The organism is Erythrobacter sp. S158 (assembly GCF_057364915.1).
The window spans coordinates 64,209-90,298 of sequence record NZ_CP200279.1; the positions used below are offsets into that span (position 1 = coordinate 64,209).

General features: G+C 61.6%; 26 protein-coding genes. 14 read left to right on the forward strand and 12 right to left on the reverse strand.

The genetic code is table 11. The annotated features are described in order from the left end of the window. Positions 1 to 34: 34 nt before the first annotated feature. The 3 genes from yidC to AC0V6T_RS00350 all read left to right on the forward strand — a co-directional run bounded on the left by yidC (position 35) and on the right by AC0V6T_RS00350 (position 4,193). Complete coding sequence (gene yidC / locus AC0V6T_RS00340) at positions 35 to 1,822, forward strand: membrane protein insertase YidC (RefSeq protein ID WP_486123302.1); 1,788 nt, start codon at positions 35 to 37, stop codon at positions 1,820 to 1,822. An 8-nt stretch (positions 1,823 to 1,830) separates the two neighbouring features. Then, positions 1,831 to 2,520: a ribosome biogenesis GTP-binding protein YihA/YsxC gene (yihA, locus tag AC0V6T_RS00345; protein WP_007165367.1), complete on the forward strand. Its 690-nt coding sequence runs from the start codon at positions 1,831 to 1,833 to the stop codon at positions 2,518 to 2,520. 155 nt (positions 2,521 to 2,675) lie between these two features. Beyond that, positions 2,676 to 4,193, forward strand: a complete 1,518-nt coding sequence (locus AC0V6T_RS00350) for a spinster family MFS transporter (protein ID WP_486123304.1) — start codon at positions 2,676 to 2,678, stop codon at positions 4,191 to 4,193. On the opposite strand, the gene AC0V6T_RS00355 is transcribed toward AC0V6T_RS00350, so the two are convergent. Further along, positions 4,190 to 4,609, reverse strand: coding sequence for a VOC family protein (locus AC0V6T_RS00355; RefSeq protein WP_486123306.1), 420 nt, complete (start codon positions 4,607 to 4,609; stop codon positions 4,190 to 4,192). The two genes, AC0V6T_RS00350 and AC0V6T_RS00355, sit on opposite strands and share 4 nt — an antisense overlap. Before the next feature lie 114 nt (positions 4,610 to 4,723). Here AC0V6T_RS00355 and AC0V6T_RS00360 point away from each other — a divergent pair, with 114 nt between their 5' ends. Next, complete coding sequence (locus AC0V6T_RS00360; protein WP_486123308.1) at positions 4,724 to 5,383, forward strand: glutathione S-transferase family protein; 660 nt, start codon at positions 4,724 to 4,726, stop codon at positions 5,381 to 5,383. After that, on the forward strand, positions 5,380 to 6,255 hold the full coding sequence (locus AC0V6T_RS00365) for a S1/P1 nuclease (RefSeq protein WP_486123310.1): 876 nt from the start codon (positions 5,380 to 5,382) through the stop codon (positions 6,253 to 6,255). The genes AC0V6T_RS00360 and AC0V6T_RS00365 overlap by 4 nt, the downstream gene beginning before the upstream one ends. On the opposite strand, the gene AC0V6T_RS00370 is transcribed toward AC0V6T_RS00365, so the two are convergent. Next, on the reverse strand, positions 6,252 to 6,860 hold the full coding sequence (locus tag AC0V6T_RS00370) for a LysE family translocator (RefSeq protein WP_486123312.1): 609 nt from the start codon (positions 6,858 to 6,860) through the stop codon (positions 6,252 to 6,254). The two genes, AC0V6T_RS00365 and AC0V6T_RS00370, sit on opposite strands and share 4 nt — an antisense overlap. 25 nt (positions 6,861 to 6,885) lie before the next feature. Next, a complete protein-coding gene (locus AC0V6T_RS00375) occupies positions 6,886 to 7,353 on the reverse strand; it encodes a cupin domain-containing protein (protein ID WP_486123314.1) in 468 nt (155 codons plus the stop codon). Between the two features lie 29 nt (positions 7,354 to 7,382). Here AC0V6T_RS00375 and dapE point away from each other — a divergent pair, with 29 nt between their 5' ends. Together dapE and AC0V6T_RS00385 are read left to right on the forward strand one after the other, a co-directional pair. Then, entirely contained in the window at positions 7,383 to 8,540 is a 1,158-nt protein-coding gene (dapE, locus tag AC0V6T_RS00380) for a succinyl-diaminopimelate desuccinylase (RefSeq protein WP_486123316.1), read from the forward strand. Positions 8,541 to 8,547: 7 nt separating this feature from the next. Continuing rightward, positions 8,548 to 9,825: a dicarboxylate/amino acid:cation symporter gene (locus tag AC0V6T_RS00385; RefSeq protein WP_486123318.1), complete on the forward strand. Its 1,278-nt coding sequence runs from the start codon at positions 8,548 to 8,550 to the stop codon at positions 9,823 to 9,825. A 308-nt stretch (positions 9,826 to 10,133) separates the two neighbouring features. On the opposite strand, the gene nth is transcribed toward AC0V6T_RS00385, so the two are convergent. Genes nth through AC0V6T_RS00405 form a run of 4 tightly spaced genes read right to left on the reverse strand, consistent with a single transcriptional unit; the run spans position 10,134 to position 14,643 of the window. Beyond that, complete coding sequence (gene nth, locus AC0V6T_RS00390) at positions 10,134 to 10,784, reverse strand: endonuclease III (protein WP_486123320.1); 651 nt, start codon at positions 10,782 to 10,784, stop codon at positions 10,134 to 10,136. Positions 10,785 to 10,794: 10 nt separating this feature from the next. After that, positions 10,795 to 11,967 (reverse strand): M48 family metalloprotease, encoded by a 1,173-nt coding sequence (locus tag AC0V6T_RS00395; protein WP_486123322.1) that lies wholly within the window; start codon positions 11,965 to 11,967, stop codon positions 10,795 to 10,797. Positions 11,968 to 11,999: 32 nt separating this feature from the next. Further along, positions 12,000 to 12,728: a 4-hydroxy-tetrahydrodipicolinate reductase gene (dapB, locus tag AC0V6T_RS00400; protein WP_486123324.1), complete on the reverse strand. Its 729-nt coding sequence runs from the start codon at positions 12,726 to 12,728 to the stop codon at positions 12,000 to 12,002. Between the two features lie 52 nt (positions 12,729 to 12,780). Beyond that, positions 12,781 to 14,643 carry an acyltransferase family protein gene (locus tag AC0V6T_RS00405; RefSeq protein ID WP_486123326.1) on the reverse strand — a complete coding sequence of 621 codons (1,863 nt, stop codon included), beginning with the start codon at positions 14,641 to 14,643 and terminating at the stop codon, positions 12,781 to 12,783. A 44-nt stretch (positions 14,644 to 14,687) separates the two neighbouring features. Here AC0V6T_RS00405 and AC0V6T_RS00410 point away from each other — a divergent pair, with 44 nt between their 5' ends. From AC0V6T_RS00410 to AC0V6T_RS00420, 3 genes are all read left to right on the forward strand, one after another. Next, complete coding sequence (locus AC0V6T_RS00410; RefSeq protein ID WP_486123328.1) at positions 14,688 to 15,401, forward strand: NAD-dependent deacylase; 714 nt, start codon at positions 14,688 to 14,690, stop codon at positions 15,399 to 15,401. Between the two features lie 53 nt (positions 15,402 to 15,454). Then, positions 15,455 to 16,300, forward strand: coding sequence for a class II aldolase/adducin family protein (locus AC0V6T_RS00415; RefSeq protein WP_486123330.1), 846 nt, complete (start codon positions 15,455 to 15,457; stop codon positions 16,298 to 16,300). Positions 16,301 to 16,364: 64 nt separating this feature from the next. Further along, a complete protein-coding gene (locus tag AC0V6T_RS00420; RefSeq protein WP_486123332.1) occupies positions 16,365 to 16,829 on the forward strand; it encodes a hypothetical protein in 465 nt (154 codons plus the stop codon). A gap of 5 nt (positions 16,830 to 16,834) precedes the next feature. On the opposite strand, the gene AC0V6T_RS00425 is transcribed toward AC0V6T_RS00420, so the two are convergent. From AC0V6T_RS00425 to mutM, 4 genes are all read right to left on the reverse strand, one after another. After that, complete coding sequence (locus AC0V6T_RS00425) at positions 16,835 to 17,599, reverse strand: HesA/MoeB/ThiF family protein (RefSeq protein ID WP_486123334.1); 765 nt, start codon at positions 17,597 to 17,599, stop codon at positions 16,835 to 16,837. 156 nt (positions 17,600 to 17,755) lie between these two features. After that, positions 17,756 to 19,216: a chromosomal replication initiator protein DnaA gene (gene dnaA, locus AC0V6T_RS00430; RefSeq protein ID WP_007165348.1), complete on the reverse strand. Its 1,461-nt coding sequence runs from the start codon at positions 19,214 to 19,216 to the stop codon at positions 17,756 to 17,758. 455 nt (positions 19,217 to 19,671) lie between these two features. Beyond that, the gene (gene rpsT / locus AC0V6T_RS00435) at positions 19,672 to 19,932 is read right to left on the reverse strand and encodes a 30S ribosomal protein S20 (RefSeq protein ID WP_007165347.1); all 261 of its coding nucleotides are present in this window, start codon (positions 19,930 to 19,932) and stop codon (positions 19,672 to 19,674) included. 177 nt (positions 19,933 to 20,109) lie between these two features. Continuing rightward, complete coding sequence (gene mutM, locus AC0V6T_RS00440) at positions 20,110 to 20,925, reverse strand: bifunctional DNA-formamidopyrimidine glycosylase/DNA-(apurinic or apyrimidinic site) lyase (RefSeq protein WP_486123337.1); 816 nt, start codon at positions 20,923 to 20,925, stop codon at positions 20,110 to 20,112. A gap of 55 nt (positions 20,926 to 20,980) precedes the next feature. On the opposite strand from mutM, the gene AC0V6T_RS00445 reads away from it, so the two are divergent. Both AC0V6T_RS00445 and ubiB read left to right on the forward strand, forming a co-directional pair. After that, positions 20,981 to 21,760, forward strand: coding sequence for a class I SAM-dependent methyltransferase (locus AC0V6T_RS00445; RefSeq protein WP_486123339.1), 780 nt, complete (start codon positions 20,981 to 20,983; stop codon positions 21,758 to 21,760). Between the two features lie 6 nt (positions 21,761 to 21,766). Continuing rightward, entirely contained in the window at positions 21,767 to 23,326 is a 1,560-nt protein-coding gene (gene ubiB / locus AC0V6T_RS00450) for a 2-polyprenylphenol 6-hydroxylase (protein WP_486123341.1), read from the forward strand. Here ubiB and AC0V6T_RS00455 read toward each other — a convergent pair. After that, positions 23,323 to 23,709: a DUF4345 family protein gene (locus AC0V6T_RS00455; RefSeq protein ID WP_007165343.1), complete on the reverse strand. Its 387-nt coding sequence runs from the start codon at positions 23,707 to 23,709 to the stop codon at positions 23,323 to 23,325. The genes ubiB and AC0V6T_RS00455 overlap by 4 nt on opposite strands. 174 nt (positions 23,710 to 23,883) lie before the next feature. On the opposite strand from AC0V6T_RS00455, the gene AC0V6T_RS00460 reads away from it, so the two are divergent. Together AC0V6T_RS00460 and dut are read left to right on the forward strand one after the other, a co-directional pair. Then, entirely contained in the window at positions 23,884 to 25,587 is a 1,704-nt protein-coding gene (locus AC0V6T_RS00460) for a bifunctional phosphopantothenoylcysteine decarboxylase/phosphopantothenate synthase (protein WP_486123343.1), read from the forward strand. Further along, positions 25,584 to 26,042: a dUTP diphosphatase gene (gene dut, locus AC0V6T_RS00465; RefSeq protein ID WP_486123345.1), complete on the forward strand. Its 459-nt coding sequence runs from the start codon at positions 25,584 to 25,586 to the stop codon at positions 26,040 to 26,042. Before AC0V6T_RS00460 ends, dut begins: the two co-directional genes overlap by 4 nt. Positions 26,043 to 26,090: the final 48 nt, after the last annotated feature.

Below are 26,090 nucleotides of genomic sequence, written 5' to 3' on the forward strand. Positions count from 1 at the left end.
CACACTTCAAATGGTTTCTCGCTAGGGCATAATCTTGGACAACCAGCGTAATATCCTGCTCGCCGTCGTGCTTTCGGGCCTGCTCATTCTCAGTTGGGATATGGGCATGCGGTACTTCTACCCTCAATCCGATGTGCCCGCTCCCAGTGAAGTCATGTCGGGCGCTGCAAGCGATCCTGCTGATGCGGACACGGTCACCAGTTCGACCGATGGTCCAGCTGGAGATTTGGGCGAAGCGGCTGCCGAGGTCGGACCTGTCGATCTCGGGACTGCGCTTGCGAGCGAGAACCGCGTCATCATCGATGCGCCGCGCGTCGCCGGATCGATCAATCTGGTCGGCGCGCGCGTGGATGATCTTGTGCTCAAGGACTATGACGAAACCACGCAGGAAGGCAGCGATCCCGTGCGCATCTTTGCGCCCGACCGGACGGACGAACAGCATTATGCCGAGTTTGGTTTTGTCGTCGGCGGCCAGCGCATGTCGAGCCGCGCGATCTGGGAGGCCGATGGAGAGCGTCTGACGCCTGAAACACCGGTTACTCTGTCGCGCACTGACGAGAACGGCATCACCTACCGCGTCGCATTTTCGATCGACGACAATTACATGGTCTCGGCGCAGCAGACGGTGGAAAATGGGTCGGCGAATGCAGCGATCGTCCAGCCTTTTGCCCTGATCAAGCGTACCAGCGAAACCGCATCGCCTGACCAGTTCATTGCTCATGCCGGCCCGACCGGTGTGTTTGGCGGCTCGCTATACGATCCCAATTCCTACGAGGAACTGGCTGAGCTTGGCCGCGACAACCCGGCAGGTGCTGTGTCGTGGTTGGGCTTCACCGACAATTACTGGGCAAGCGCGCTCATCCCCGGCGAGGGCGAAGCCGACAGCGCCGGCTGGCGTTCGCTGGGCGACCAGCTTTTCCGCGCCGATCTGATCTACGATGCTCAGACCGTTCCAGCGGGCGGATCGCTGACGCGGGGCACGCAGCTTTTTGCAGGCGCCAAGGAAAGCGCGATCCTCGACCAGTACGAAGACGCTGGCATCACCTATTTCGGCAAGGCGATCAGCTGGGGCTGGTTTGAATGGTTCGAAAAGCCGCTTCTGTGGCTGCTTCGCACGCTCAATGGCCTTGTCGGCAATTTCGGTGTTGCGATCATCCTTCTGACCGTGATCATCCGCGGCCTGCTGTTCCCGATTGCGCAGAAGCAGTTCGCTTCGATGGCGCAGATGAAGGCCGTCCAGCCCAAGATGAAAGCCATTCAGGAGCGCTACAAGGACGACAAGCAGACCCAGCAGCAAAAGATCATGGAGCTTTACAAGGAGGAGAAGGTCAATCCGCTTGCGGGCTGTCTTCCGCTCCTTATCCAGATCCCTATATTCTTCGCGCTCTACAAGGTGCTCTACCTCGCGATCGAAATGCGGCACGAGCCGTTCCTCTACATGAGCGACCTTTCCGCGCCCGATCCTGCGAAGATCCTCAACCTGTTCGGCCTCCTGCCGTATGATGTCCCCGGCTTCCTCGGCATCGGTATCCTTGCCGTGCTGCTGGGCGTGACGATGTGGCTGACCTTCAAGCTCAATCCGAGCGCGATGGACCCCGTGCAGCAGCAGATCTTCAACCTGATGCCGTGGTTCCTGATGTTTGTGATGGCGCCGTTTGCAGCGGGTCTCCTCATCTACTGGGTCACCTCGAACGTCCTGACGCTCGCGCAGCAAAGCTATCTCTACTCGCGCCACCCGCAATTGAAGGCGGCGGCAGAGAAAGAGAAAGCCGAGATGGCGAAGAAGAAGGCGCGCGAGGACGCGGAAAAGAGCAAGGCTTGAGCCCTAAAATGACCCCGGAAGAACAGGAGCGCGAGCTCCAGCGCCGCGAACGCGCCGCCTCGCGCCTGTTCTCGGGCCGGGTCGACTTCCTGCTGTCCGCGCCGCAGCTTAAGTTCCTGCCCGATCCGATCTGCCCGGAGGTCGCCTTTTGTGGGCGTTCCAACGTCGGCAAGAGTTCGCTCCTGAACGCGCTCACGGGACGCAAGGCGATCGCGCGCGCATCGGTGACGCCGGGGCGCACGCAGGAACTCAACTTTTTCGATGTGGGCGGAGAGCCGGGCGGCAAGCCGCTGTTCCGCCTGGTCGACATGCCCGGCTACGGCTTTGCGAAAGCGCCGGTCAAAGTGGTCGAGCGCTGGAAAAACCTCGTCAAAAGCTACCTGCGCGGCCGTCCTGTGCTCGCGCGCAATCTCGTCCTCGTCGACAGCCGCCACGGCCTCAAAGACGTCGACCGCGAGATGATGAAGATGCTCGATGAAGCAGCGGTCGGATATCGCATCGTTCTTACGAAGACCGATAAGATAAAGGCGAGCGAGTTGGAGCGAGTGGCGAACAAAGTCGCCGACGAAGCGCGCAAGCACGTTGCCGCATATCCTGAACTCCACCTCACCAGCAGCGAAAAGGGCATGGGCATCGAGGCGCTCAGGGCCGCCGTTGTTGCCGACGCGTTGGGTGAGAGCTGGTTCGACGCTGGTTGATCGACGCTCGACGAACTGTGCGAAAGCGCCAATTCCAGCGCTTTACCTTTCCTGCAAAAGCTAACACAGTGGCGCGCTAAACAAAGCGCCCCCCGCATCTGCCGACCGGAGAAAACCGGCGCGCGCGCCGGGTCGGTGCAGGGAGAGGGATATACATGGCGCAAGCGACTGTGGCGGCGCAGCCGACGGCTCACGCGGGATCTGACGGTTTCGGGACGCCGGGCTACCGGGCTTACGTGCTGACTGCACTTCTGGTCGTCTACATTTTCAATTTCATCGATCGCACGATCGTCAACATCCTGACCGAACCGATCAAGCTCACCTTCGGGCTTGAAGACTGGCAGATGGGCCTGCTGGGCGGACCTGCGTTTGCATTTCTCTATACGTTTCTCGGCATCCCTATTGCGCGTGCAGCGGAGCGGTACAATCGCGTCGTGATCATCGCAGCGGCAGTCGCGATCTGGAGCCTATTTACAGCGCTTTGCGGTTTCGCTGCATCGTTCCTGATGCTGTTCCTGTTTCGCGTCGGTGTCAGCATTGGCGAAGCAGGGTGCACCCCTCCTGCGCAGTCGCTGATCGCAGACTATTTCAAACCATCGAGCCGCGCGACAGCCGTGTCGGTCTATGCTCTGGGCGTGCCGCTTGGCGGGATGCTGGCATCGCTGTTCGGCGGACAACTTGCAGGGCTTGATGGCGCGGAGTTCGGCGTCTGGATCAATTCAATCGGGCTTGGCGGGCTGTTCGGCGATCTTGACTGGAGCACGGTCGAAGGCTGGCGGATCGCTTTCGTCGTTGTCGGCTTGCCAGGATTGCTGGTCGCGCTCGTCGTGTGGCGCAGCATCACCGAGCCACCGCGCGGCTACACCGATCCCGCAGCCTTGCAGGGGCTTGAAAAAGCGAGCTTTGGCGAAGCGCTCAAGGTGCTGGTCAAAAAGCCCGCTTATGTTCACGTCGTAATCGGGGCGACCATCGCTTCGTTTGTCGGATATGGCGTCGCACAGTTCACGACCAGCTTCCTTATCCGAACGCACGGTCTGACAATCCAGGACGCATCGCTGCTGTTCGGTATCATCCTTGGCCTGATGGCGGCGATTGGCGTCTTCGGGTCGGGCTGGCTCTCTGACAAGATGGCCTCGCGTTATCCCAATGCGCTTTCATGGCTGCCTGCCGTGGGGATGGGGCTGTCGGTCCCGCTCTATGCGTTTGGCTATCTGATGGACAATCTATGGCTTGCGATGCCAGCACTCATGGCGGCGGCGACACTCCATTATGCGTATCTTGGACCCATGTACGCGGTCTCGGGCGGCGTCGCGGACAGTCGGATGCGCGCTACAGCCGTGGCCATCACGCTCTTCGTCGTGAACCTCGTTGGATACGGGCTTGGGCCGCTTTTGATCGGCATCTTGTCGACCGTGCTCAAGACAATGTTCCTCGATGGCTACGGGCTGGCTCTCACGCTTGAAGCATGCAAGCCGCTGATCGCGCTGGCGCCCGAAGCGCGTGCTGCGCTTTCGGCTGGCGAAGTAGAGGCGCTCTCGGCTTGCACAACAAGCGAGGCGCAGGGGCTGCAATGGTCGATCGTGATCTTCGTTTGCCTCTATGGCTGGGCAGCGCTCCACTACCTCCTCGCAGGGCGCACGCTTCAAGAAGATATGGTGGCGCGCGGCGGCTAGGTCGCGAACAGCTGATCCGGCTCGGCAAACGCCTTGAATTCAAGCGCATTGCCGGCCGGATCGCGCAGGAACATCGTGGCCTGTTCGCCCGGTTGCCCGCGAAAGCGTACCGTCGGCTCGATTACGAAATCGGTGTCGGCGGCGCGCAGGCGTTCTGCCAGCGCTTCCCACTGCTCCATTTTAAGCACCAATCCGAAATGCGGGACCGGCACGCCGTGCCCATCGACATGGTTGCTTGCACGGTCGCCTGAGCCGCCGGGCGCGAGGTGCGCGACGATCTGATGCCCGTGAAAATCGAAGTCGATCCACTCGTCCGAGGACCGTCCTTCGCTGCATCCCAGCGTCTCGCGATAGAAATCGCGCGCTGCGCCAAGATCATCGACCGGGAACGCGAGGTGAAACGGGGGCAGGCTCATCGTGACGATTCTCCAATTCTGGCCCCTCGTAACCCGTTCAGCCTCGACAGCGAAAGCATGAATATCTACGGACGAACCGAATGGACGGGGCTGGTGCCCCCGGGTGGAGCAGCCATGAAACTCATCATCGGAAACAAGAACTATTCAAGCTGGTCGCTTCGCGGCTGGCTCGCGGCCAAGCAATCGGGACTGAGTTTTGAGGAAATCACCGTCCCGATCCTTGGCGAGCATTGGCAGGAAGAGAAGCAATCGGATGATTTCCAGCCCTCCAGCGGCAAGGTCCCGATCCTGTGGGACGGCGACAATGTCATCTGGGACAGCCTGGCGATAATGGAGTACCTGTCCGACAAGGTCGGGCGCGACCGCTTCTGGCCCAAGGACGAGGCCGCGCGCGGGATGGCGCGTTCGATGGTTGCCGAGATGCATTCTTCCTATGCCTCGCTGCGCAGCGAGATGCCGATGAATGTGCGCCGCCGGATCAAGCTTGAGAATGTATCAGACCAGACCAAAAGCGAAGTCGTGCGCATCCTTCAACTCTGGGCCGAAGCGCGCGCTCGCCACGGCAGCGCGGGGCCGTTTCTGTTCGGCACCTTCGGGGCAGCCGATGTCTTTTACGCTCCAATCGTATCGCGCTTCGTCACCTACGGGATTGGCGTGCCAGGCTTCGCGCAAAGCTATATGGAAGCGATCTGGGAGCATGACTGGATGCAGACATGGGTCAGCGCTTCGGAAGATGAACAATGGGTAATCGAACAGTACGAGACCGTGGCATGAGACACGCAATCTTCGCGCTTTGCGCAATTGCCTTACTGCTGCCGACCCCGGCGAGCGCATGGGGCTTTTACGCGCACCGCAAGACCGCTGAAATTGCCGAGGCCAACATCTCGCCAGCTTCGCGCGCCAAGCTGCGCGCGCTGTTTGAAGCCGAGGAACTGATTGGCACGCCCGAATGCGATCTTGAGAACCTTCGCGATGCGAGCGTGTGGCCTGATTGCATTCGCCGAGACCGATCGCGCTGGGGCTACACCGCTGCCTGGCATTACCGGACCGCGCCGATTTGCGAGGCATTCAACCCGCGCGCCAATTGTCCCGGCGGCGCCTGTGTCACGGGCCAGATCGAGCGTGCGCACCGCGTGCTCGCCGATGAGAGCTTGCCTGCCAATGTCAGGCTCGAAGCGCTTGCCTTCATGGTTCACTTCGCAGGCGATGTGCACATGCCGCTCCATTCGGGGGACAAAAGCGACCGAGGGGGCAATGATCGCGAGACCGATTACGGCATTGTTCCAAGCCTCAACCTCCACTGGATCTGGGACGGACCCCTCGCAGAACGTGCAATCAGCGACCCTGCCGATCCCGTCGTGCGCCGCTACAGCTTAGCCGAGCGCGCTGAGCTTGGCGGCGGCAATCCTGATGAATGGGGACGCGAAAGCTGGGAGATCTCACGCGGCTTCGTCTACCCGACCGCTTTCGACACCGGCGATGTGTGCGGCACCGAACTGCCTATGAAGACCGCGCTCACTCAGGAAGACATCGTGCGAGGCGTTCCCATCGCCAAGCGCCGCGTTCAGCAGGCGGGCATTCGTATCGCGCAGCTCATTGAAAGCGCGCTAGAGCCCGGCCCGCTGCCCGAGCCTGAGCGCCGCTAGGCAAACGCTTTCCAGGCGAACCACGTCGCCACGCCGAGCATCAGCAATGCGAGGATGCGGCTCACATGACGCGCGCCAGCATGCGACTGGAGCAGCGGGCGAATGCGCTCGGCCCCGAAAACAAGCGCTAGGTGGACCGCAGTCGCGACCGCGACGCTGAGCGTGGCCATCATAAGGCCTTGCGCATAGCTTGGCCTGCCTCCCGCGATGAATTGCGGCATGACCGTGATGAAGAACAGCGTCGCCTTGGGGTTGAGCAGGTTGATCCCGAACCCGGCTAGAGCATTGCGCTGCACCGCATTTCGCGGCGTCACCGCGTGCGAGCTCTCACCAGCATCGCGCCATGCCTGCCATGCGAGCCAAGCCATCATTGCAGCCCCCGCAAGCGAAATACCCTTTGCGATTGCGTCGCTCTGGCTGAGAATGAAGCTCGCTGCGAGCACACTCAGCGCCGCATTGCTTGCGAGCCCGAGGGCGATGCCGGTCGTTGCGGCCAGCCCCGATCGCTTCCCTTCCGCTAGCGTCAGCGCCACCAGCCAACCCATGTTGGGGCCGGGGGTCAGCTCGATCAGGAGCACGGCAAGGGCAAAGCCGATCAGGTCCATGAGCGAAGCGGTTCAGGGCGCCCGATCAAGGGGTTCGCCGCGCCTCATAGCGAGAGCCGTCCTTGCGCGCATAGCCCTCGGCGTCGAACACCATGTCAATGTCGGGATAATCGCCCGAATCCGCATTTGCGTCGCCTGCCGAAACGGCGATGAAGAAACAGGAGGTGTCGCTGCGATTGTGCAGGCGGTGTCCGTTCTCGACCCCGGCTGCCCATGCGATCATGTCGCCAGCCCTCACGACCGTCTCGCCCTCGTCCTCGATCAGCACCGCTTCGCCTGACATCATAACGACAAGCTCATCCTCTACCCGGTGCCAGTGCCGCTGCGAAGAGTAAGCGCCGGGTTTGAGCTCGACATGGCTCGCGCCCATCTGTGTCAGCCCGGCAACCAGCGCGAGCCTGCGATACCAGCGCCCCTCGACATCCGCGTCGAAGGGCGGGGGATAGCCGGTGGCATTGGTCTGTTCGATCGCATCAAGATCAAGCTTGGGCATTGGGCGCTTCTCCTGCTAGCGAGGGCACTATGAGTGATGCCCTCGATTACGCCAAGCGGCTCATTGCCGAGCCCAGCGTTACCCCCGCCACCGGTTCTGTTTTCGACGCGATGGAGCAAATGCTCGCGCCGCTGGGCTTTGCGGTCCACCGGTTCAAACGCGGCGATGGCGAGGAAGGCAGCGACGAGGCACCGGTTGAAAATCTCTTCGCGATCCGCAAAGGGCCCGTGGGCAGCCAGCATTTCGCCTTTGCAGGGCACCTCGATGTCGTGCCGCCGGGCGATGGCTGGGCTTCCGATCCATTCAAACCGACAGAGCGCGGCGAGCTGCTTTATGGTCGCGGCGCGGTGGACATGAAGAGCTCGATCGCCTGTATGGTCGCAGCCGTCTCAGATGTGCCGCAGGACGCGGGCACGATCAGCTTCATCATCACCGGCGATGAAGAAGGCCCGGCTCTCCACGGCACGCGCGCTCTTATCGATTACATGAACGAGCAGGGCATTAAGCCCGACTTGTGCCTTGTCGGCGAACCCACCAGCGTCGATCGGCTGGGCGACATGATGAAGATCGGACGGCGCGGTTCGGTCAATATCTGGCTGACGGTCGAGGGCATGCAGGGCCACGTCGCCTATCCGCACCTTGCCGATAACCCCAACCCAAAGCTGGTAGCGATGCTCGCTGAGCTCGATGCGCTCACGCTAGACACCGGGACCGACTGGTTCCAGCCTTCAAACCTCGAGATCACCGATATCGAAGTCGGCAACCGCGCTCACAATGTGATCCCTGCCACCGCCAAGGCGCGCATTTCGATCCGCTTCAATGACCTGCATTCGGGTGCGAGCCTGTCGGAGCGCGTCGCAGCCATCGCCGAAAAGCACGGCGGGCGCGCTCTGCCGATCATTTCGGGCGAACCGTTCCTGACCGAGCCCGGCGCATTTTCGAATATGCTCGCCGAGGCGATCGAGGCTGAAACCGGCACGCGGCCCGACCAATCGACCACCGGAGGCACGTCCGATGCGCGGTTCCTGCGCGCCGTGTGCCCGGTGATCGAGTTCGGCCTGTGCAACGCAACCATGCACAAGCGTGACGAGGCTGTGGCCATACCCGACCTCGATACGCTAACCCGCATCTACACACGCGCGGCGCTGGGGGCGCTGGCGCTGAAGACAGAACACGAAGGGGCGTGAGTTTCCGATGAAAGCCTGGTTTGCAATTCCGCTGTGGCAGCGGGTTATTGGTGCGCTCGTGCTTGGGATCGCGATTGGCTATCCGTGGGGGCAGGTCGGCAGCATCGGCGGACTGGAGCCGACCGACATCAAGATTATCGGTGACATCTTCATCGCCTTCATCAAGATGCTGGTCGTTCCGCTGATCTTCTTCAGCCTTGTCGCGGGCGTCGCGAGTATCGGTGACCTGCGCAAGCTTGGAAGCGTGGGATGGCGTGCGCTGCTGATCTTTGTGGTCACAGGTCAGATGGCAGTGTGGCTCGGCCTTGCGATTGGCACATTTGCCCAACCCGGTGGCGGGATCAATGGCAGTTCGATGCAGCTCGACGCCGATAAACTTGCGGAAGCGCAGGAGCGGCAAGAAAGCGCCAAGTCGTTCTCAGAGATGATCCTCGAGGTCGTTCCATCCAGCCCTGTTCAGGTCATGGCAGACGTCAATGTCCTTCCACTCATTGTATTCTCGCTTCTTATCGGCATCGGCATCCTCATGGCGAAGGAAGACGGTGAGCCGGTGCTCAAGATCTTCGAGAGCGGGTCAATCGTGATGCAGAAGGTCACGATGATCGTGATGGAGCTGACCCCGTTCGGTGTCTTTGCGCTGATGGCATGGGTCGCGGGCACACTGGGGCTCGAAGCGCTGCAGGCGCTCGGCATCCTCGTGTTCCTGAACTATCTCGGTTGCTTCCTGATCATTGGCTTAATCTATGCGGGGATGATCAAGTTCATCGCGAAACTGCCAGTGATCGATTTCTTTCGCGGCATCGTTGACGCGATCGCGGTGAGTTATTCGACCGCAAGTTCGAACGCGACGCTGCCCGTTACGTTGCGCTGCACCCAACGCAACTTGGGGGTCTCGAACTCGGTGTCGAGTTTCGTCGTGTCGCTCGGAGCGACGATCAACATGAATGGCACCGCGATGTATCTCGGACTTGCGACCCTTTTCGGAGCGCAGGCCTTTGGTGTCGATCTTACATGGGGCGATTACATCACGATCTCGATCCTCGGCACTTTGGGAGCCATCGGCGCAGCGGGCATTCCGGGCGCTGGCCTGATCATGATGGTGCTGGTCTTCGGTGCGGTCGGCGTGCCGCTTGAGACTATCGCGCTGGTAGCAGGCATCGACCGGATCATGGACATGATGAGGACCACAACGAATGTGAGCGGCGACGCGGCCGTGGCGACGACCGTGGCGAGCCTGACGGGTGAGCTTGATCGTGCTGAGCTGATATCGGCGGATGATGTTTAGGCCAGCGTGGAGGCCCCGGTATGGTCAGAAGCTCAAGAATGCTGGTTTCGGCTGTGCTGGCCTTATCACTAGTCGGGTGTGATTCTCCGATCGTCTCTCATACGAGAGAAGCCGAAGCCGAGGGCAGAACGATCAATAACGAGATGATGGGGGCCATGTATCCCGATACCTTTCGGGCCGGGACGCCACCATATTTAGAACGCGATTTCGAAGCGGGGGCAGATTTCATTTGCGATGAAATTGAGCGGGCAGAGGGCAGAGACCTGTGCGCGGAGTCGGCAATAAACTGGCGTTAACGTACAAGGGCATCACCGCCCCTTGGGCTTCTCCAGCACCTTTTTCCTGAAGCTACAAAGGTCCACCAGCTCACACCGCCAGCACTCAGGCGTGCGTGCCTTGCACACATAACGGCCATGCAGGATCAGCCAGTGATGCGCGTGCAGGCGGAAGGGTTGGGGCACGCGCTTTTCGAGCTTCGCTTCGACTTGCTCGGGCGTCTTGCCTTTGGCCAGCCCTGTGCGATTGCCGACGCGCAGGATGTGGGTGTCGACGGCGAAAGTCTCCTGCTTGAACCAGCAATTGAGCACCACGTTCGCAGTCTTGCGACCCACGCCGGGTAGCCGCACGAGGTCCTCGCGCGTGTCGGGAACCTCGCCGCCATAGTCGTCGATCAGCAGCTGCGAGAGCGCGATCACGTTCTTCGCCTTGGAGTTGAACAGGCCAATCGTCTTGATGTGTTCGATCAGCCCATCGAGGCCTAGATCGAGCATTTGCTGCGGCGTCTCAACCCGCGCAAACAGAGCCCGCGTCGCCTTGTTGACGCCAACGTCGGTCGCTTGCGCAGACAGGGCAACTGCCACGACCAGCTGATAGGCGTTGCCGTATTCGAGCTCGGTTTCGGGTTCGGGATTGTCTTCGGCCAGACGGCGGAAGAACTCGAAAATCTGGTCTTTGGTCATACCCGTGGGGTCACTCGGTCTCGCTCGCGTCCATATTGTCAGCCTTCCATTCCATCGCCGCACGCACGCGGTTCTGGACCGTGGGGTGAGTGTAGAAAATGGCCTCTTCAAGATCGCCCGCCAGCGGATAGCGATATTCAGCGGTCTTTATGAGCGCCATCGAGAGCGCATCGGGCAGGTTCACGGTCCGCAGCGAATAGGCATCCGCCTCGCGCTCACCGATGCGGGTCATCGTGTTGATCACCGGCTGGCCGAGTGTGAAGAACAGCCCCATGATGAAAAGCAGCACCGGGATCCCGCGCACGTCGGATAGCTCTGCCGAACTGCCGAATTTGCGCGCAAACCAGTCGTAAGTCTTCGCGGTAAGGAAGAAGACCAGCACCGCCATCACGCTCAGGACGAAGATCGAGCGCCAGACATGGCCAAGCACATAGTGACCGATCTCATGGCCGGTCACCGCCTTCACCTCGTCGAGCGAAGCCTCACCCATCGCCACATCCGAGATCGCGATGCGCGCCGAGCCGCCGATCCCTGAAACATTGGCGGTGAAGTTGTTCGACTGGCGCGAGCCGTCATACATGAAGATGCGGTCGGGCGAGATGTCGGCTTCTGCGCCAAGCGCCAACACGGCATCGCGCACTTCGCCTTCGGGGATCGGCTCGAACTCGTTGAAGAGCGGCTCAATCAGCGGCGGGAGAAAAGCGAGCGCCAGCGCGGTGAAGGCCGCGACAAGACCGCTCGACCACAGCCACCAGAGCCTTCCCGTCTTCCGGATCAGCGCATAGACCCCGATGAAAAGCAGCGAGAGCAGAACGCTCGAAATCACCATTCCGAGCGCGCCCTGCGCGAGAAAATCGCCGAGCGGTTGACTGGTGCGATCATAGGCGCTTTCGCGGTACCAATCGGTGTACATCGAATAGGGCAGGGACAGAAGGCCGCTGATCACTCCGAAAACAAAAGCGACGACGAAGACCCGCAGGTTCTGCCACTTCTCGCTGACCTTCGAGAACACCCAGTCGAGCACGCCGCTTTTTATGACCAGCCACGTGACCAGCGCGCTCACGACAAGCCCGGCGAGGATCAGCCAGTGATTGCCGGTGGTGTAGGCGCGGGCAAGCTCCAGCTCTTCGGCTGAAAGCGTGCTCATGAGGTCGCGCGTGGCGGCCTCGGGATCGAATGTCATGATGTGTTTCCCCTTTAACGTGCCGGTGCGGATTAAAGCCCCAGCACGTCCTCCATCGAATAGCGGCCCGGTTCCTTGCCCATCAGCCATTCGGCCCCGCGCACTGCGCCGCGCGCAAAGATCATGCGGTTTTCAGCCGAGTGGGAGAGGGTCAGGCGTTCCTCGTTACCGGCAAAGATCACGCTGTGTTCGCCCGCGACCGTGCCGCCGCGCAGAGTGGCGAATCCGATATGCCCTTCGCCGCGCTCGCCGGTATAGCCGTGGCGCCCGCTTTCCATGTTGTCGGACAGGTCGATCCCGCGTGCCTCGGCGGCGGCTTCACCCAGCAGCTTGGCCGTGCCCGATGGCGCATCGACCTTTGCGCGGTGGTGCATTTCGAGCACCTCGATATCCCAATCATCACCAAGTCGTGACGCTGCCTCACGGACCAGCGCGGACAGCAAGGTCACGCCAAGCGAGGTGTTGCCGGTCTGAAGCACGGGGATCGCCTTGGCGGCTTCTTCGATGGCCGAGAAGTGCGAAGGCTCAAGCCCTGTTGTCCCGATCAGGATCGGTACGCCTGCGCTCGTCGCTGCCTTGAGGTTGGCTGCCAGCGCATCGGGAGCCGAAAAATCGACGATAACGTCGCACTTCGCGACCAGCTTGCCGGGCTCTCCGCCAAGATCGACGCCGACGCACAGATTGTGCCCCGCTTCCTCGATCGCGTCAGCCAGCGCCTGGCCCATGCGGCCTTTGTGTCCGATCACTGCGAAGTCTGCCATCGATCCGTCCTTGTGTGCGTGCGCTTCGGCCTCGCGTGGGGAGAGGGGACCGTCAGTTGCCGGGCATATGTTCCAGCAGGCGGCGCGCTCCGGCGAGGCTCAGGTGATTATCGTCGTAATAGAGCGGCCTTCCGCCCGCAAGAATGACCGTCCGCTCGCCCTTGATGAAAATGTCGCGCGTGTCGATGATCGTCACGCCGCGCGCTCCCCATTCGGGGTATCGCTGCGTGAAATAGCCGATCCTTTTGAGGAAGCGTGCGGCCGAGGTGGTGTCGGCCTCCTCACCGTGCAGGGCTAGCAGGCGGGGCACCGCGACCGGTTGAGTGGGGACGGGACCGACGAGTACGACTTCGCGTCCGAGAGCCTGAATCGCGGTGATCGTTTCATCGATGAGATTGTCGACGCCCGCACTTCGATAGGGGCCTTGCTCCCAGTATCCGGCGAGATAGACGGTCTGCAACGAGGGCGTTGCCGCGATTTCTTCAAGCACGCTTTGATTGAAAGCGATGCAGCGAGGATCGCGCGCGGGGTCGTAGCCGATTGCAGGCGGGCACGATCCGCGCGTTCGCTGGACCAGCGCCTCTCCGCGCGCGGAGGCTTGTTCTCCGAGGACATAGGCAATCTCGACGCCGTGGCTGTCCCCCCAAAGCATGGCGGTGGGCGCGCCGCTTCCAGACCCGAGGGTGCAGGCCGGTGAATGGTCGCCGACACGGTCTGCAATGCACTCGCTGCGCAGCGGGCTGTGATCGTCACTTGCTTTTGCATAACGCAAGGTGCCGGGCTCGAAGCGGCTCTCCCAACCACCCTGAAACATCAAAATTAACGCCGCTGCGGCAGCAAAACCCATCCCGCCAAGGCTCCAGCGCCAGATGCGAGGCGTGGGAAAGCGTGTCTTGCTGCGGAAAGGCTGCTCGATGAAGCGCCAGCTTGCCCATGCGATTGCGAGCGACACAGCGATCAGTCCAAGCGAATCCACGAGGGTCAGCTTGTCGCTCAGAACATAGCGCCAGAATACGATCAGCGGCCAATGCCACAGATAGAGAGAATAGCTGATCAGCCCGATTGCGACGGGCCCCTTGAGGGACAGCAGCCGCCCTGTCGACGTACCCGGCGCACAATGGATCAGCGCCACCGCAGCGAGGACCGGGGCAAGTGCCGTAATGCCTGGAAAGACGGTGGCCTTATCATAGGTGACGACCGCGAAGGCGATGAGGGCGAGCGCGCCGGCGCACAAAGCTTCGGCAACCCACTGGCGCTTGACCTGAGGGACGATGCCCAGAGCCAGCAGCGACCCTGCCAGCAATTCCCACGCCCGCGTCGGCAGCATGTAGAACGCAAACCCATCGCTGTCGGCCTGCTTCGCGACTGCCCAGACGAAGCTGGCGAGCGTTGCCAACACCAGCAAGGCGACGCGCCTTTGCGGCATGAAGCGTGCGATCAGCAGCAGGCCGATGGGCACCGCGATGTAGAATTGCTCCTCGACACCCAGCGACCAAGTGTGAAGCAGCGGCGTGACCTCGGCATCGGCCTGAAAGTAACCGGTTTCGGAAAATAGCCAGACATTCGCCATGAACAACACTGCGGCGAGGGCAGAAGGGCCTACGCTTTCGAGGTCGCTCGGCAGGAAGAGCCAGCTCGCGCCGATCAGCACGAAAGCGATCATCGCGAGGAGAGCGGGCAGGATCCGCCGCGCCCGGCGTTCGTAAAAGTCGAGGATCGAGAAAGTACCGCTGTCGATCTCTCGCACGATGATCCCGGTAATCAGGAAGCCCGAGATCACGAAGAATATGTCGACCCCGATGTAGCCGCCTGAAAAGCCGGGAAGTCCTGCATGGTACAGCAGGACCGGCAACACGGCGAGCGCGCGCAGCCCGTCAATGTCCGGGCGATAGTGAGGGGGCAAAGTCGTCGCCATGCTGGCCTTGCGTGGTAAGCCGATTTGGTAAACATTCCGGCCACATGTCTGACACTCCAAGCTCCATCGTAATCCTGACCGGCGCAGGCATTTCCGCCGAAAGCGGGATCGACACGTTTCGCTCCGAAGGAGGATTGTGGGAGCAGCACCGCATCGAAGACGTGGCAACGCCCGAAGGATTTGCCCGCAATCCCGATCTCGTACTCGGTTTTTACGATGCGCGGCGCGAGGCGTTGGGCAGGGTCAAACCGAACCCCGCGCACCATGCGCTCGCCCGGCTGGAGGCGGAGTTTGCTGGCGACTTGCTGCTCGTTACGCAGAACGTCGATGACCTGCATGAACGCGGTGGGTCCGCTGACGTGCTTCATATGCACGGCGAATTGAAGAGTGCGCTGTGCCAGTCTTGCGAGACGCGCTCGCGTTGGGACGCGCCGATGTCAGCCAAAGACGGACAGCGCCCGGCATGCCCGGTCTGCCAGGCTCCGACCTTGCGACCCGACGTCGTGTGGTTTGGCGAGATGCCTTACCAGATGGAGCGGATCTATTCGGCGCTCGGCACCTGCGACCTGTTCGTCAGCATCGGGACCAGCGGCGCGGTCTATCCCGCCGCGGGCTTCGTGCAGGAGGCACGCGCATACGGCGCGGACACGCTCGAACTGAATCTTGAACCGAGCGAGGGCAGCCACTTCTTCGCCACTTCGCGCCATGGCCCTGCCGGACAATTGGTCCCGCAATGGGTCGACGAAGTGCTAGGATGATCGAGTGATTCTTCGCTTCGAAAAGCGAATCGAGACTATGAGGGAGACAAACAATGGCAACAGCGCACCAACAGCCCCCGCAGGGCACGATGGCCATCGCGCAGAACTTCGACATTCCCGACCCCACGAAGGTTGACCGCCTCGAAGGCAAGGTCTCGGATACAGAGTGGCAATTGCGCTGTGAGCTTGCCGCGACCTATCGCCTGTGTGCTCTCTACGGATGGACCGACCTGGTCTTCACGCACATCTCTGCGCGCCTTCCTGACGAGAATGGCGAAGAGCGCTTTCTCATAAACCCCTATGGCGTGATGTTCGAAGAGATGACGGCGTCCTCGCTGGTCAAGATCGACATGAACGGCGTGCCGCAGCAGGAAACGCCCTATTTCACCAATCCGGCCGGTTTCACGATCCACAGCGCAGTGCACTCTGCGCGCGAGGATGCTGGCTGCGTAATCCACGTCCACACGCCCTACGGCGTCGCCGTGTCGGTCCAGAAGGATGGTCTTCGCCGCTACACCCAGTTCGCGATGCAGGTGCATGATGATCTCGCCTATCACGATTATGAGGGCATCGCGCTCGACCTTGATGAGCGCGAGCGATTGGTGGCCGATATTGGCGACAAGAACCTGCTGATGCTGCGCAATCACGGCACGCTGACGATTGGCCGCAATTGCGCGCTCGCTTTCCTGCGGATGTACCTGCTCGAAAACAGCTGCAAGACGCAAATCCTGGCGCAGGCCGTGGGGAGCGATGCAGGGCTCGTCGAAGAAAGTGAAGCGATGGCGGCGCGTGTTTTCGAACAGGCCAAGCCCGCTTTCACGCCGGGCATGGGCGATAACCTCGTATGGCCCGGCCTGTTGCGCAAGCTCGAGCGCCAGAATCCGGGCCACGATTACTAGGGTTTTTCGGCGCGACGGTGGCAGGGAACCGGCGTTTAACCAAATCACGCTAGCATGCGTGCCCATGTCGATGAGGACAATCATCCTGCTGGGCATGTTCGGCGCGCCCTATGCTTATCTCGCCTGGTACTGGGCCGAGTGCTTCAGCACGCGCTGCCTGCTCGATGGCGACATGATCTTTGCCACGATGATTGCCGTCGTCGCGCTTCCGGTGCTGCTCATTATCTTTGGCGGGGCGCTCGCTTTTGGCGGTGCGCGCAAGGTCAGCGAGGGGGTCAAGGGCCGCAACACCGCGAGTGTGGCGAGCGGAGGGATCGGCGCTTCGATCGGCTTCAAGATGCTGGCTGCCGGAATTCCAGGCGTGCTCGTGATCCTCTATTTTGTCCTCGACACGCCTGAGCCGGGTCGCGACCGGCTTGGCCGGATTTGCGAAGAAACACGTTCAGGCGAGGTCTGTCGCCGCGACCCTGACGCCGACCACCCATCAATGATCGAGCAGTTGAACCGGCGAAAGCAGCGCGGCTGGTAGAGCGCTTAGCCGCAGGCCTTGCAGGCGAGGTCCTTGGCGATGTTGAGCGTGCGAAGTCCCGGCTTCATGCCATCGAGGATATGCAGCTTGCCCCACATCGGATTGCCGAGGCGGCTCACGCCTTCCAGCAACACCCGAACCGCCTGCATCGCCGCGAAGCTTCCGGCCCATCCTGCCATGGCGCCGAGCATGCCATCCTCGGCGCAGGTGTCGCAGTCCTCGGCGTCGAAAGCATCGCCGACGAAGCAGCGATAGCAGGGCTGAGCGGGCAAGTGCCCTGCAAAGGCACCGACCTGACCCTGAAAGCGCCCGACCGCAGCCGACAGGAGCGGCACGCCTGCCTTCACACAGGCATCCGATACCGCGAGCCGCGTCGCGAAATTGTCCGTGCCATCGAGCACCAGATCGACCCCGTCCAGCAGGGCAGCAGCGTTGTCCGCGCTCACCCGGCTGTCGCTGAGGGTCACGTCCAGGGCATCGTCGAAATTCGCCAGCCAGCGCCGCGCGCTGGTCGCCTTGCCGTGGCCGACATCGCGCTGCGTGAAAATGGTCTGGCGCTGGAGGTTGGAAACATCGACCGCATCATCGTCGACCAGCGTGAAGCTGCCAATGCCGGCGCCCGCCAGATACTGCAGCGCGGGCGAACCGATCCCGCCAAGGCCGATCACCGCGACATGCTTTTGAGACAGGGCCACCTGACCCGCTCCGCCGATCTCGGGAAGCACGATGTGCCGCGCAAAACGGTCCAGCCTTGCAGGTGATAAGCTCATGGACAGCCTGTTGGCAGGCTGTGGAGCGCATGTGAATAGGCTGCGCACAAGTCTGTGGGCAGCCGATGGGATAAGGCTGTGGTCAAGCTGTTGGCCGAGGCTGGTCTGGCGGTGCACATGCCGTTGACCGGGAGTGCACCGCCAGTGGAATTGAGATCAGCTTTCCAGCTGCCTCAACAAGCTGCGGACATCGCCATCCATGTCGGCATCGCGCTGACGCAGATCTTCGATCAGGCGCACGGCGTGGATGACGGTCGAGTGGTCACGGCCACCGAATTTGCGGCCGATTTCCGGGTAGGAACGCGGGGTCAGCACCTTCGAGAGGTACATCGCCACCTGACGCGGGCGAACCACGGCGCGCGCACGGCGCTTCGAACTCATCTCGCTGCGGTCGATCCGGTAGAACTGGCAGACCGTGCGCTGAATCTCGTCGATCGTGATCCGGCGGCGGTTCGCTGAGAGTATATCGGTCAGCTGTTCTTCCGCGAGTTGCAGCGAAACTTCCTGACCCGTCAGCTGAGCGTAAGCGATCAGCTTGTTGAGACCGCCGACCAGCTCGCGAACATTGCGCGTGATCGTGCGGGCGAGGAAGTCGATCACGTCTTCCGGAACGCTGAGCGGCGCAAAGCGCGACAGCTTCGATTCGAGGATCTTCTTGCGAAGCTCGATATCCGCCGCCTGAATGTCGGCGACGAGCCCCATCGAAAGGCGCGACAGAAGGCGCGGTTCGACACCGTCCAATGCCTGCGGTGCCCGGTCGGCTGCAAAGACCAGTCGCTTGCCCTCGGCGAGCAGTGCATCGATCGTGTAGAGCAGCTCTTCCTGAGCCGAAGCCTTACCGATGATGAACTGGATGTCGTCCACCAGCAGCAGGTCGAAGCTGCGCAGGCGCGCCTTGAACTCGATCATCTGGTTGGCTTTGAGAGCCTGCACGAACTCGACCATGAATCGCTCGGCCGAGCAGTAGAAAATGCGAGCGCGCGGGTGAGCCTGCAGGAAGGCGTGGCCGATCGCGTGCAGCAGGTGCGTCTTGCCCTGACCAGTCGCGGCCTTGAGGTAGAGCGGCGAGAACTGCGGCTGTTCGGTCGCGGCCATGCGCTGTGCTGCATTGCAGGCGAGCACATTGGCTTCGCCGGTGACGAATGCCTGGAAGGTGAGCGAAGGGTCGAGACCGACGCTCGAGGTAAAGCCTGCATCGCCGATCGTGCCCGCGGCAACCGCGATTGCGCTCGCGCCATCATTGGCCGGACGGCGGCCATCGTCGATACGCAGTTCAGGCAGCTGGCGGCGGCCCGGGTGAACCTGGATGTTCACGTTGCGCACGTCGCCGCGCACGATCTTCCACGCGAGCTGAAGGCGGTCGTGAAAACGATCCTTCACCCAGTTGGCTGAAAATTCGGTTGGGAGAAACAGGTCAAGTGTGCCCGTTTCCTTGTTGATCGAACCAACCTGGATCGGCTTGATCCACTGACTGTGCAATTGGTGGCCGAGGTCCTTTCGCAGTCCCTGACTGATATCAGCCCAGTCAGCTGCGAGATTTACGGCTTCGGCATCTTCCATCAAATCATCATCCGCGCTGCGACGCGTTGTCCGCGTCTTGTCCATCTTGTGCACCATTGAAACCCCACTACTCTCCCGTACCCGGAACCGCTGTCCGAGGTGCGACTTCAAACATTTGACAGGCAATAACGTCCCTGACCGGAAAATGGTGTTTTTCCGGGATCCCCCGTCAGCTAAACTATGTGGCACCCGGTCTGTCCCGCTCCAGGTGAGAGCCGAATAAAGAACTGTTGGGCGCTGAGAGCAAGCGGGGAATTGCAATAAAATCGAAATATATTTGTTGACTCGGCGCAACCCCGCAGGCGTACGTACAAGTCGCTGATTTACATAGAGTTTCGATTTCTGAGGCCGCGAATCGTTGAGTTTCCTGACATTCTCGGCGGCCTGCCCTGTCACATTGGTCACAAAAGAAAAGGGCCGTGCCAATCGGCACGACCCTTATCCACATTCCTTAAGTCCAAACGCGTAACCGGCGGCTCACGGAGAGGCCGAATCGCGCTTGTGAAACTGACTTAGAGAGCGGCGACTCGCTTCGTCAGGCGCGACATCTTCCGCGCGACGGTGTTCTTGTGCATCACGCCGCGTGCAACACCGCGAGCCAGTTCAGGCTGAGCAGCCTTGAGAGCTGCGGCTGCTGCATCCTTGTCGCCAGCTTCGCAGGCCGCTTCGACCTTCTTCACGTGGCTACGAATGCGGCTCATGCGCGCGCCGTTCACTTCGGCACGGCGGTTGTTGCGACGAATGCGCTTACGGGCTTGCGGCGAATTGGCCATATGTCTGTCTGTCTCGCGTTTTGTGCAGGCCGCAGCTTTGCGACCGGAAATAGTCTGGTCTGTTCGAAAAATCGGCGATTCACCGCCGGAAAGCGGCGCACATAGTCGGCAAGGGGCGAATCGTCAAGGAAACTGTGGGTTTCTAGTTGCGATACACGGGTCGTTGCCGAAACAGGCTCAGCGCTGGCACTTCGCGCAATACCAGGTGCTGCGCCCGCCTTGCGCGATCCGGCGGATCTTTCCGCCATCTTCGCGCCTGCACAGTTCGCCCGTGCGTCCATAGACATCAAAGCGCGTTGCGAAATAGCCAAGCTCACCATCAGGTGCGGCGTAGTCCCTCAGAGATGAGCCACCATCTTTGATGGATGCCATAAGAACGTCTCGGATTGCAGGGACAAGCCGGGCAAGCTGAGGCCGCGTTACCTTCCCACCTGCCTTGAGAGGATGAATTCCCGACCGCCAAAGCGCCTCACACACATATATATTGCCGAGCCCTGCTACGATGCGTTGATCCAGCAGGCACAGCTTGATGCTCTGGGATTTGCCCTTCAGCGCCGACTTGAGCTGTTCAGGCGTAAAGTCCGGGCCGAGCGGTTCGGGGCCCATCGCTGCGAATTGCGGCCAAGTGTCGAGCGCGTCGGTCTGCTGCAAATCGACCGAGCCGAACCTTCGCGGATCACACAGAGCGAAACGGTGACCGGCGGCTTCCATCAGGAGGTGGTCGTGTTTGTCGGCTTCTTCCGGGTCGATCCGCCAGCGCCCGCTCATGCCCAAGTGAAAGATCATGGTCGCACCGCGATCGAGGTGGATGAGGCCGTATTTGGCGCGGCGCGACAGGCCCGTGACCGTCGCACCGGTCATCACTTGCACGAGTTCAGGAGGGAACGGGCGGCGCAAATCGGGGCGATTCAGCGTCACTCGTTCGATCCGCGCGCCATCAAGGAAACGGGCAAGGCCGCGCACGGTGGTTTCGACTTCGGGTAATTCGGGCATTTGGACCCCACTAACACCCTTTGCGCATCCCGCAATTCCCTCTAGGGCACCTCGCATGAGTGAGAACATCAACGACCACGCGAACGATGCGGGAAGCGAAACCGTCTCCTTCGGCTATGAGAATGTAAGTCCGGAAGAAAAGACCCGGCGCGTGGGCGAGGTCTTCACCAGTGTCGCGAAGAAATACGACATCATGAACGACGCGATGTCGATCGGGATGCATCGCGGCTGGAAGGACCGTTTCGTCAAGCGCGTGAAGCCGCAGCCGGGCGAATCGATTCTCGACATGGCAGGCGGCACGGGCGACATCGCCTTTCGCATGGCCGATCGCGGCGCGAACATCACCGTTGCCGACATCAATCAGGACATGCTCGACGTGGGTGCGGAGCGCGCGATGGAGCGCGCCGAAAGCGCCGAAACGGGCAGCCTCGTCTTTACCTGTCAGAATGCGGAAGAGGTCAGCTTCGCCTCGGGCAGCTTCGATGCCTACACCATCGTCTTCGGCATTAGGAACGTCACCTACAAGGACAAGGCGCTTGCCGAGGCTTACCGCGTGCTGCGTCCCGGTGGACGGTTTTACTGCATGGAATTCTCGACCACCGAATGGTCGGGCTTCAAGGAAGTCTACGATGTCTATTCCGATCTGCTGCTCCCGCGCATGGGGCAGATGATCGCAGGCGACGCGGACTCCTATCGCTATCTCGTCGAATCGATCCGCAAGTTCCCCAAGATGGCCGAGTTCGAGAACATGATTCGCGCAGCGGGCTTCACCAACACCAAGGTCGAAAGCATCCTGGGCGGTGCGGTCGCGATCCATTCGGGCTGGAAAATCTAAGAGCGCATGACAACGCCTGCCACGCATCTTTTCCGCCTTGCGCGATGGGGCATCACGCTCGCACGCCGCCGTGCGCTTGTCGGGGTCGAGGACGATCCCAACGCGCCGTCCACGGTGCGCAGGCTTGCACGGATCGCTCGGCTTGCGACCCTGACCGGCAAACGTGGGACCCGCGACTATGCGGGCGCCTTTCGCGCCATCGGGCCTGCGGCAATCAAGCTCGGTCAGTCGCTCGCGACCCGGCCTGATCTCGTTGGCGAAGAGGCCGCGCACAACCTGCTGAGCCTGCAGGACAGCCTGCCGCCGGTGCCTTTCTCAAAAATCGAAGAGCAGATCGCCGCGACATTCGAGCAGCCGCTCGACGCGCTGTTCGCGGATATCGACCCGGTGCCGGTTGGCGCTGCCTCTATCGCGCAGGTTCACCGTGCCACCACCATCGACGGGCGCAAGGTCGCGGTTAAAGTGCTGCGTCCGGGCATCCGCGAGAAGTTTGCGCGCGACATCCAGACCTACGAATGGGCCGCTGCCCATGTCGAGGCGATGGGCGGAGAGGCCGCACGCCTCCGCCCCCGGCTGACCATCGCAAATTTCAAGCGGTGGACCAATTCCGAACTCGACCTTCGCCGCGAAGCCGCCTCAGCCTCCGAACTTGCCGAGGAAATGGCGGGCGTTGGCGGTTATCGCATCCCCGCTATCGACTGGGACCGGACCAATGGCCGGGTGCTGACCATCGAGTGGGTGGAAGGCATCAAGATTTCCAAGCGCGACGAACTGCTCGTAGCGGGACACGATCTTGAGGCGCTCGCCGAAAAGCTCGTCATCAGCTTTCTGACCCAGGCGATCAGCGCCGGATTCTTCCACGCCGACATGCACCAGGGCAACCTGTTCATCGAAGACGACGGCACGATCGTTGCCATCGACTTCGGCATCATGGGCCGGATCGACCGCCGCGCGCGCCAGTGGCTTGCCGAGATTCTCTATGGCCTCACCACCGGCAATTATCAGCGCGTCGCCGAAATCCACTTCGAAGCGCAATATGTGCCGAGCTATCACTCGGTCGGCGAGTTCGCGACGGCGCTTCGTGCGGTGGGCGAGCCGATGCGTGGCAAGCCGGTAAAGGAACTGAGCGTCGGCCAGATGCTCGACGGGCTGTTCGCAATCACCCGCGACTTCGACATGCAGACCCAACCGCACCTGCTGTTGCTGCAAAAGACCATGGTGATGGTCGAAGGGATCGCGACGCAGCTCAATCCCGACATCAATATGTGGGACACCGCCGCTCCTTACGTGCGCAGCTGGATCCGCGACGAGCTTGGGCCGGAAGCGGCGGTTGCCGACCGGATCAAGGAAGACACCGAAACGCTGTTCCGCCTGCCTGGCCTGATCCGCCGGCTGGAAGAGAAGTTCCCGCCCAAGGGCGGCGCACCCGAACCCCCGCCGCTTCCAGAAATCCGCCTGATGACCGACCGGAAGGAACGCTCAGGCGGAGGCCTGCTCGGCTACTTCGTTGCAGGGCTGGCGGGGGCAGGCGCTGTATACGGCGCGATGCTCGCCGGGCTGCTCTAGCCTCTGGCGGTCTTCGGCAGAATTCGCGCGCCGACGATGCCGAAAATGCCGAGCAACGCCTCGACCACCATCGGCAGGATGTAACCCTCAAATGCGCCATAAGCGCCAAGCGCGACGAGCCGCGTTGCCAGGGTGACGAACATCAAAGCCGCACCAATGATCAGGGGATCGCTGCGATTGGCCCACGCGCCCCAGATGAAACACGCGCCCGACACTCCGAAAAAGGCGGTCATGTCGGCGCGTATCGAGGTGAGGCCATGCGCGCCTTCAACATCGATCCCGAAATCCGCAGCCGAGCTCACTGGATCGGTGAAGAAGCCGAACCCCATGAATACCAGCAATCCCCCGCCGAGCGTCAAAAGCATCTTGAGCGCTAAAATCATCTGTAAATCCCCTTTAACGCAGCGCCCGGACCGGCGCGATTGCCGTCAATTCGCTGCTCGGCTCTAAGTGCAATTTTAACCATCCTATCGCAAGGAGTCTGCTGGACTTGGCGCGGCTTGATATGACCGCTAGACGGAAACTGACAGACCAAGAACGTGGAGGAAGACCGGGTAGTGAGCGAGGCTGGGCCAAAGATCCTGCTTGTGGTTGGCGGCGGTATCGCGGCCTACAAATCGTGCGAGCTCGTCCGGCTCATCCGCAAGGGCGGGGGCGATGTCACCTGCGTCGTGACCAAGGGCGGGCAGCAATTCGTGACCCCCATGTCGCTTGCCGCGCTCTCCGAAAACCAGGTCTACACATCACTCTTCGATCTCAAGAACGAGGTCGAGATGGGGCATATCGAACTCTCGCGTGAGGCCGACATGATCGTCGTCTGCCCCGCGACCGCCGACCTGATGGCGAAGATGGCAGCAGGCATCGCCGATGACTTGGCCACGACGCTCATCCTTGCGACCAACAAGCCGGTGATGGCGGTTCCCGCGATGAACGTGAAGATGTGGGAGCATGCATCCACACAGCGCAACGTCGAATCGCTGAAGGAAGCGGGCGTCACCGTCATCCACCCGGATGAAGGCGCGATGGCCTGCGGCGAGTTCGGCTATGGTCGCTTGCCCGAACCGCACGCCATCTGGCGCGAAATCGCCGCGCAATTCGGGATCGAGGTTGAGGAAGAAGCGCCTGCGCCGGTCGCGGCCAACGATGCGCCCGCCGAAGAGCTCGAGGTCGAAGCGCTCGAACCCGAGGACGATACCGGATCGACGCTTGGCGGCGGGCTTGGCGGACTGCTTTCCAAGATCATCAATCGCTCGACCGAGAAACGCAGCGCCGAAGAGATCGAGGCCGAACTCGACGCACTGGGCGAAGAGGAACTGCCCGAAGACGTCGAGATCGAGGACGAGGACATCGAGTTCAATCCCGATCTCGAAGGTTCACCTCTCGCGACCAAGGGCAAGGGCAAGGCTGCGCCGCCCATCGATCCCGACGCCATCAACCACGAGGTCGACGAGCGCCGTCTTGCGCCTGAAGTGGTTGAGGAGCCCGAAGAAGAAAAGCCCGCTCCCAAGAAGGTCGCCGCCAAGAAGGTCGCGCCCGAGAAGGCAGCGACTATCGAGGCCGACGAGGAAGAGGTCGCGGGAAGCTTCGACGTCGATGCCTCCTACCGCCCGCTCGATGGCCGCCACGTGCTGGTGACCGCAGGGCCGACCTGGGAATCGATCGATCCTGTGCGCTACATCGCCAACCGGTCGAGCGGGAAGCAGGGCTTTGCCATCGCCGCCGCGGCCGCTGCTCTGGGTGCAGACGTGACGCTGGTCGCAGGCCCGGTTGCGCTCAAGACCCCGGCGGGTGTGAAGCGGATCGATGTTGAAAGCGCCGAAGAAATGTCGACTGCAGTCAAGCGGGCACTGCCAGCCGATGTCGCAGTCATGGTTGCAGCGGTCGCCGACTGGCGGCCCAAGGAATATCGCGACGAAAAGATCAAGAAGCGCGGCTCTGCACCTCCGGCTCTCATGCTCACCGAAAACCCCGACATCCTTACCAATCTCGCAGGCGCATCGAATCGTCCTGAACTCGTGGTCGGCTTTGCCGCCGAAACCGACGACGTGCTCGCCAATGCCAAGCAGAAGCGCAAGCGCAAGGCGTGCGACTGGATCGTTGCGAATGATGTCTCTGGCGACGTCATGGGCGGCGACGACAACCTCGTCCACATCGTCAGCGCAGACGGCGTCGAAAAGCTCGACAAGATGCCCAAGGGCGAAGTCGCGATGGCGCTGGTCGAACGGATCGCTGCAACCTTGAAGGCCGAAGCCGCAGAATGACCGGTCCCGTGCAAGTCGAAGTCAAGCGCCTCCCGCATGGCGAGGGCCTCCCACTCCCGGCCTACGCCACCGATGGCAGCGCCGGCATGGATATTGTCAGCGCCGAGGACGTGACCATCGCGCCCGGAGCGCGCGACGCGGTTGCCACCGGGCTTTCTGTTGCGATCCCGCAAGGCTTCGAGATTCAGGTGCGTCCGCGCTCAGGTCTCGCGTTCAAGCACGGGATCACAGTTCCCAACACGCCGGGCACAATCGATTCCGATTATCGCGGCGAATTGAAGGTCCTGCTGATCAATCACGGCAGCGAGGACTTTGCGATCGCGCGCGGCGACCGGGTCGCGCAGCTGGTGCTCGCCCCGGTGGTCCAGGCCGCATGGTCCGAAGTCGACGAACTCGACGCGACCCAGCGCGGCGAGGGCGGTTTCGGCTCGACCGGCGGACACGCCAAGCTCTAGAAAACTTGACCTGTAAGGTGATACGCGGCATTTGCGCCTCACGTCCAC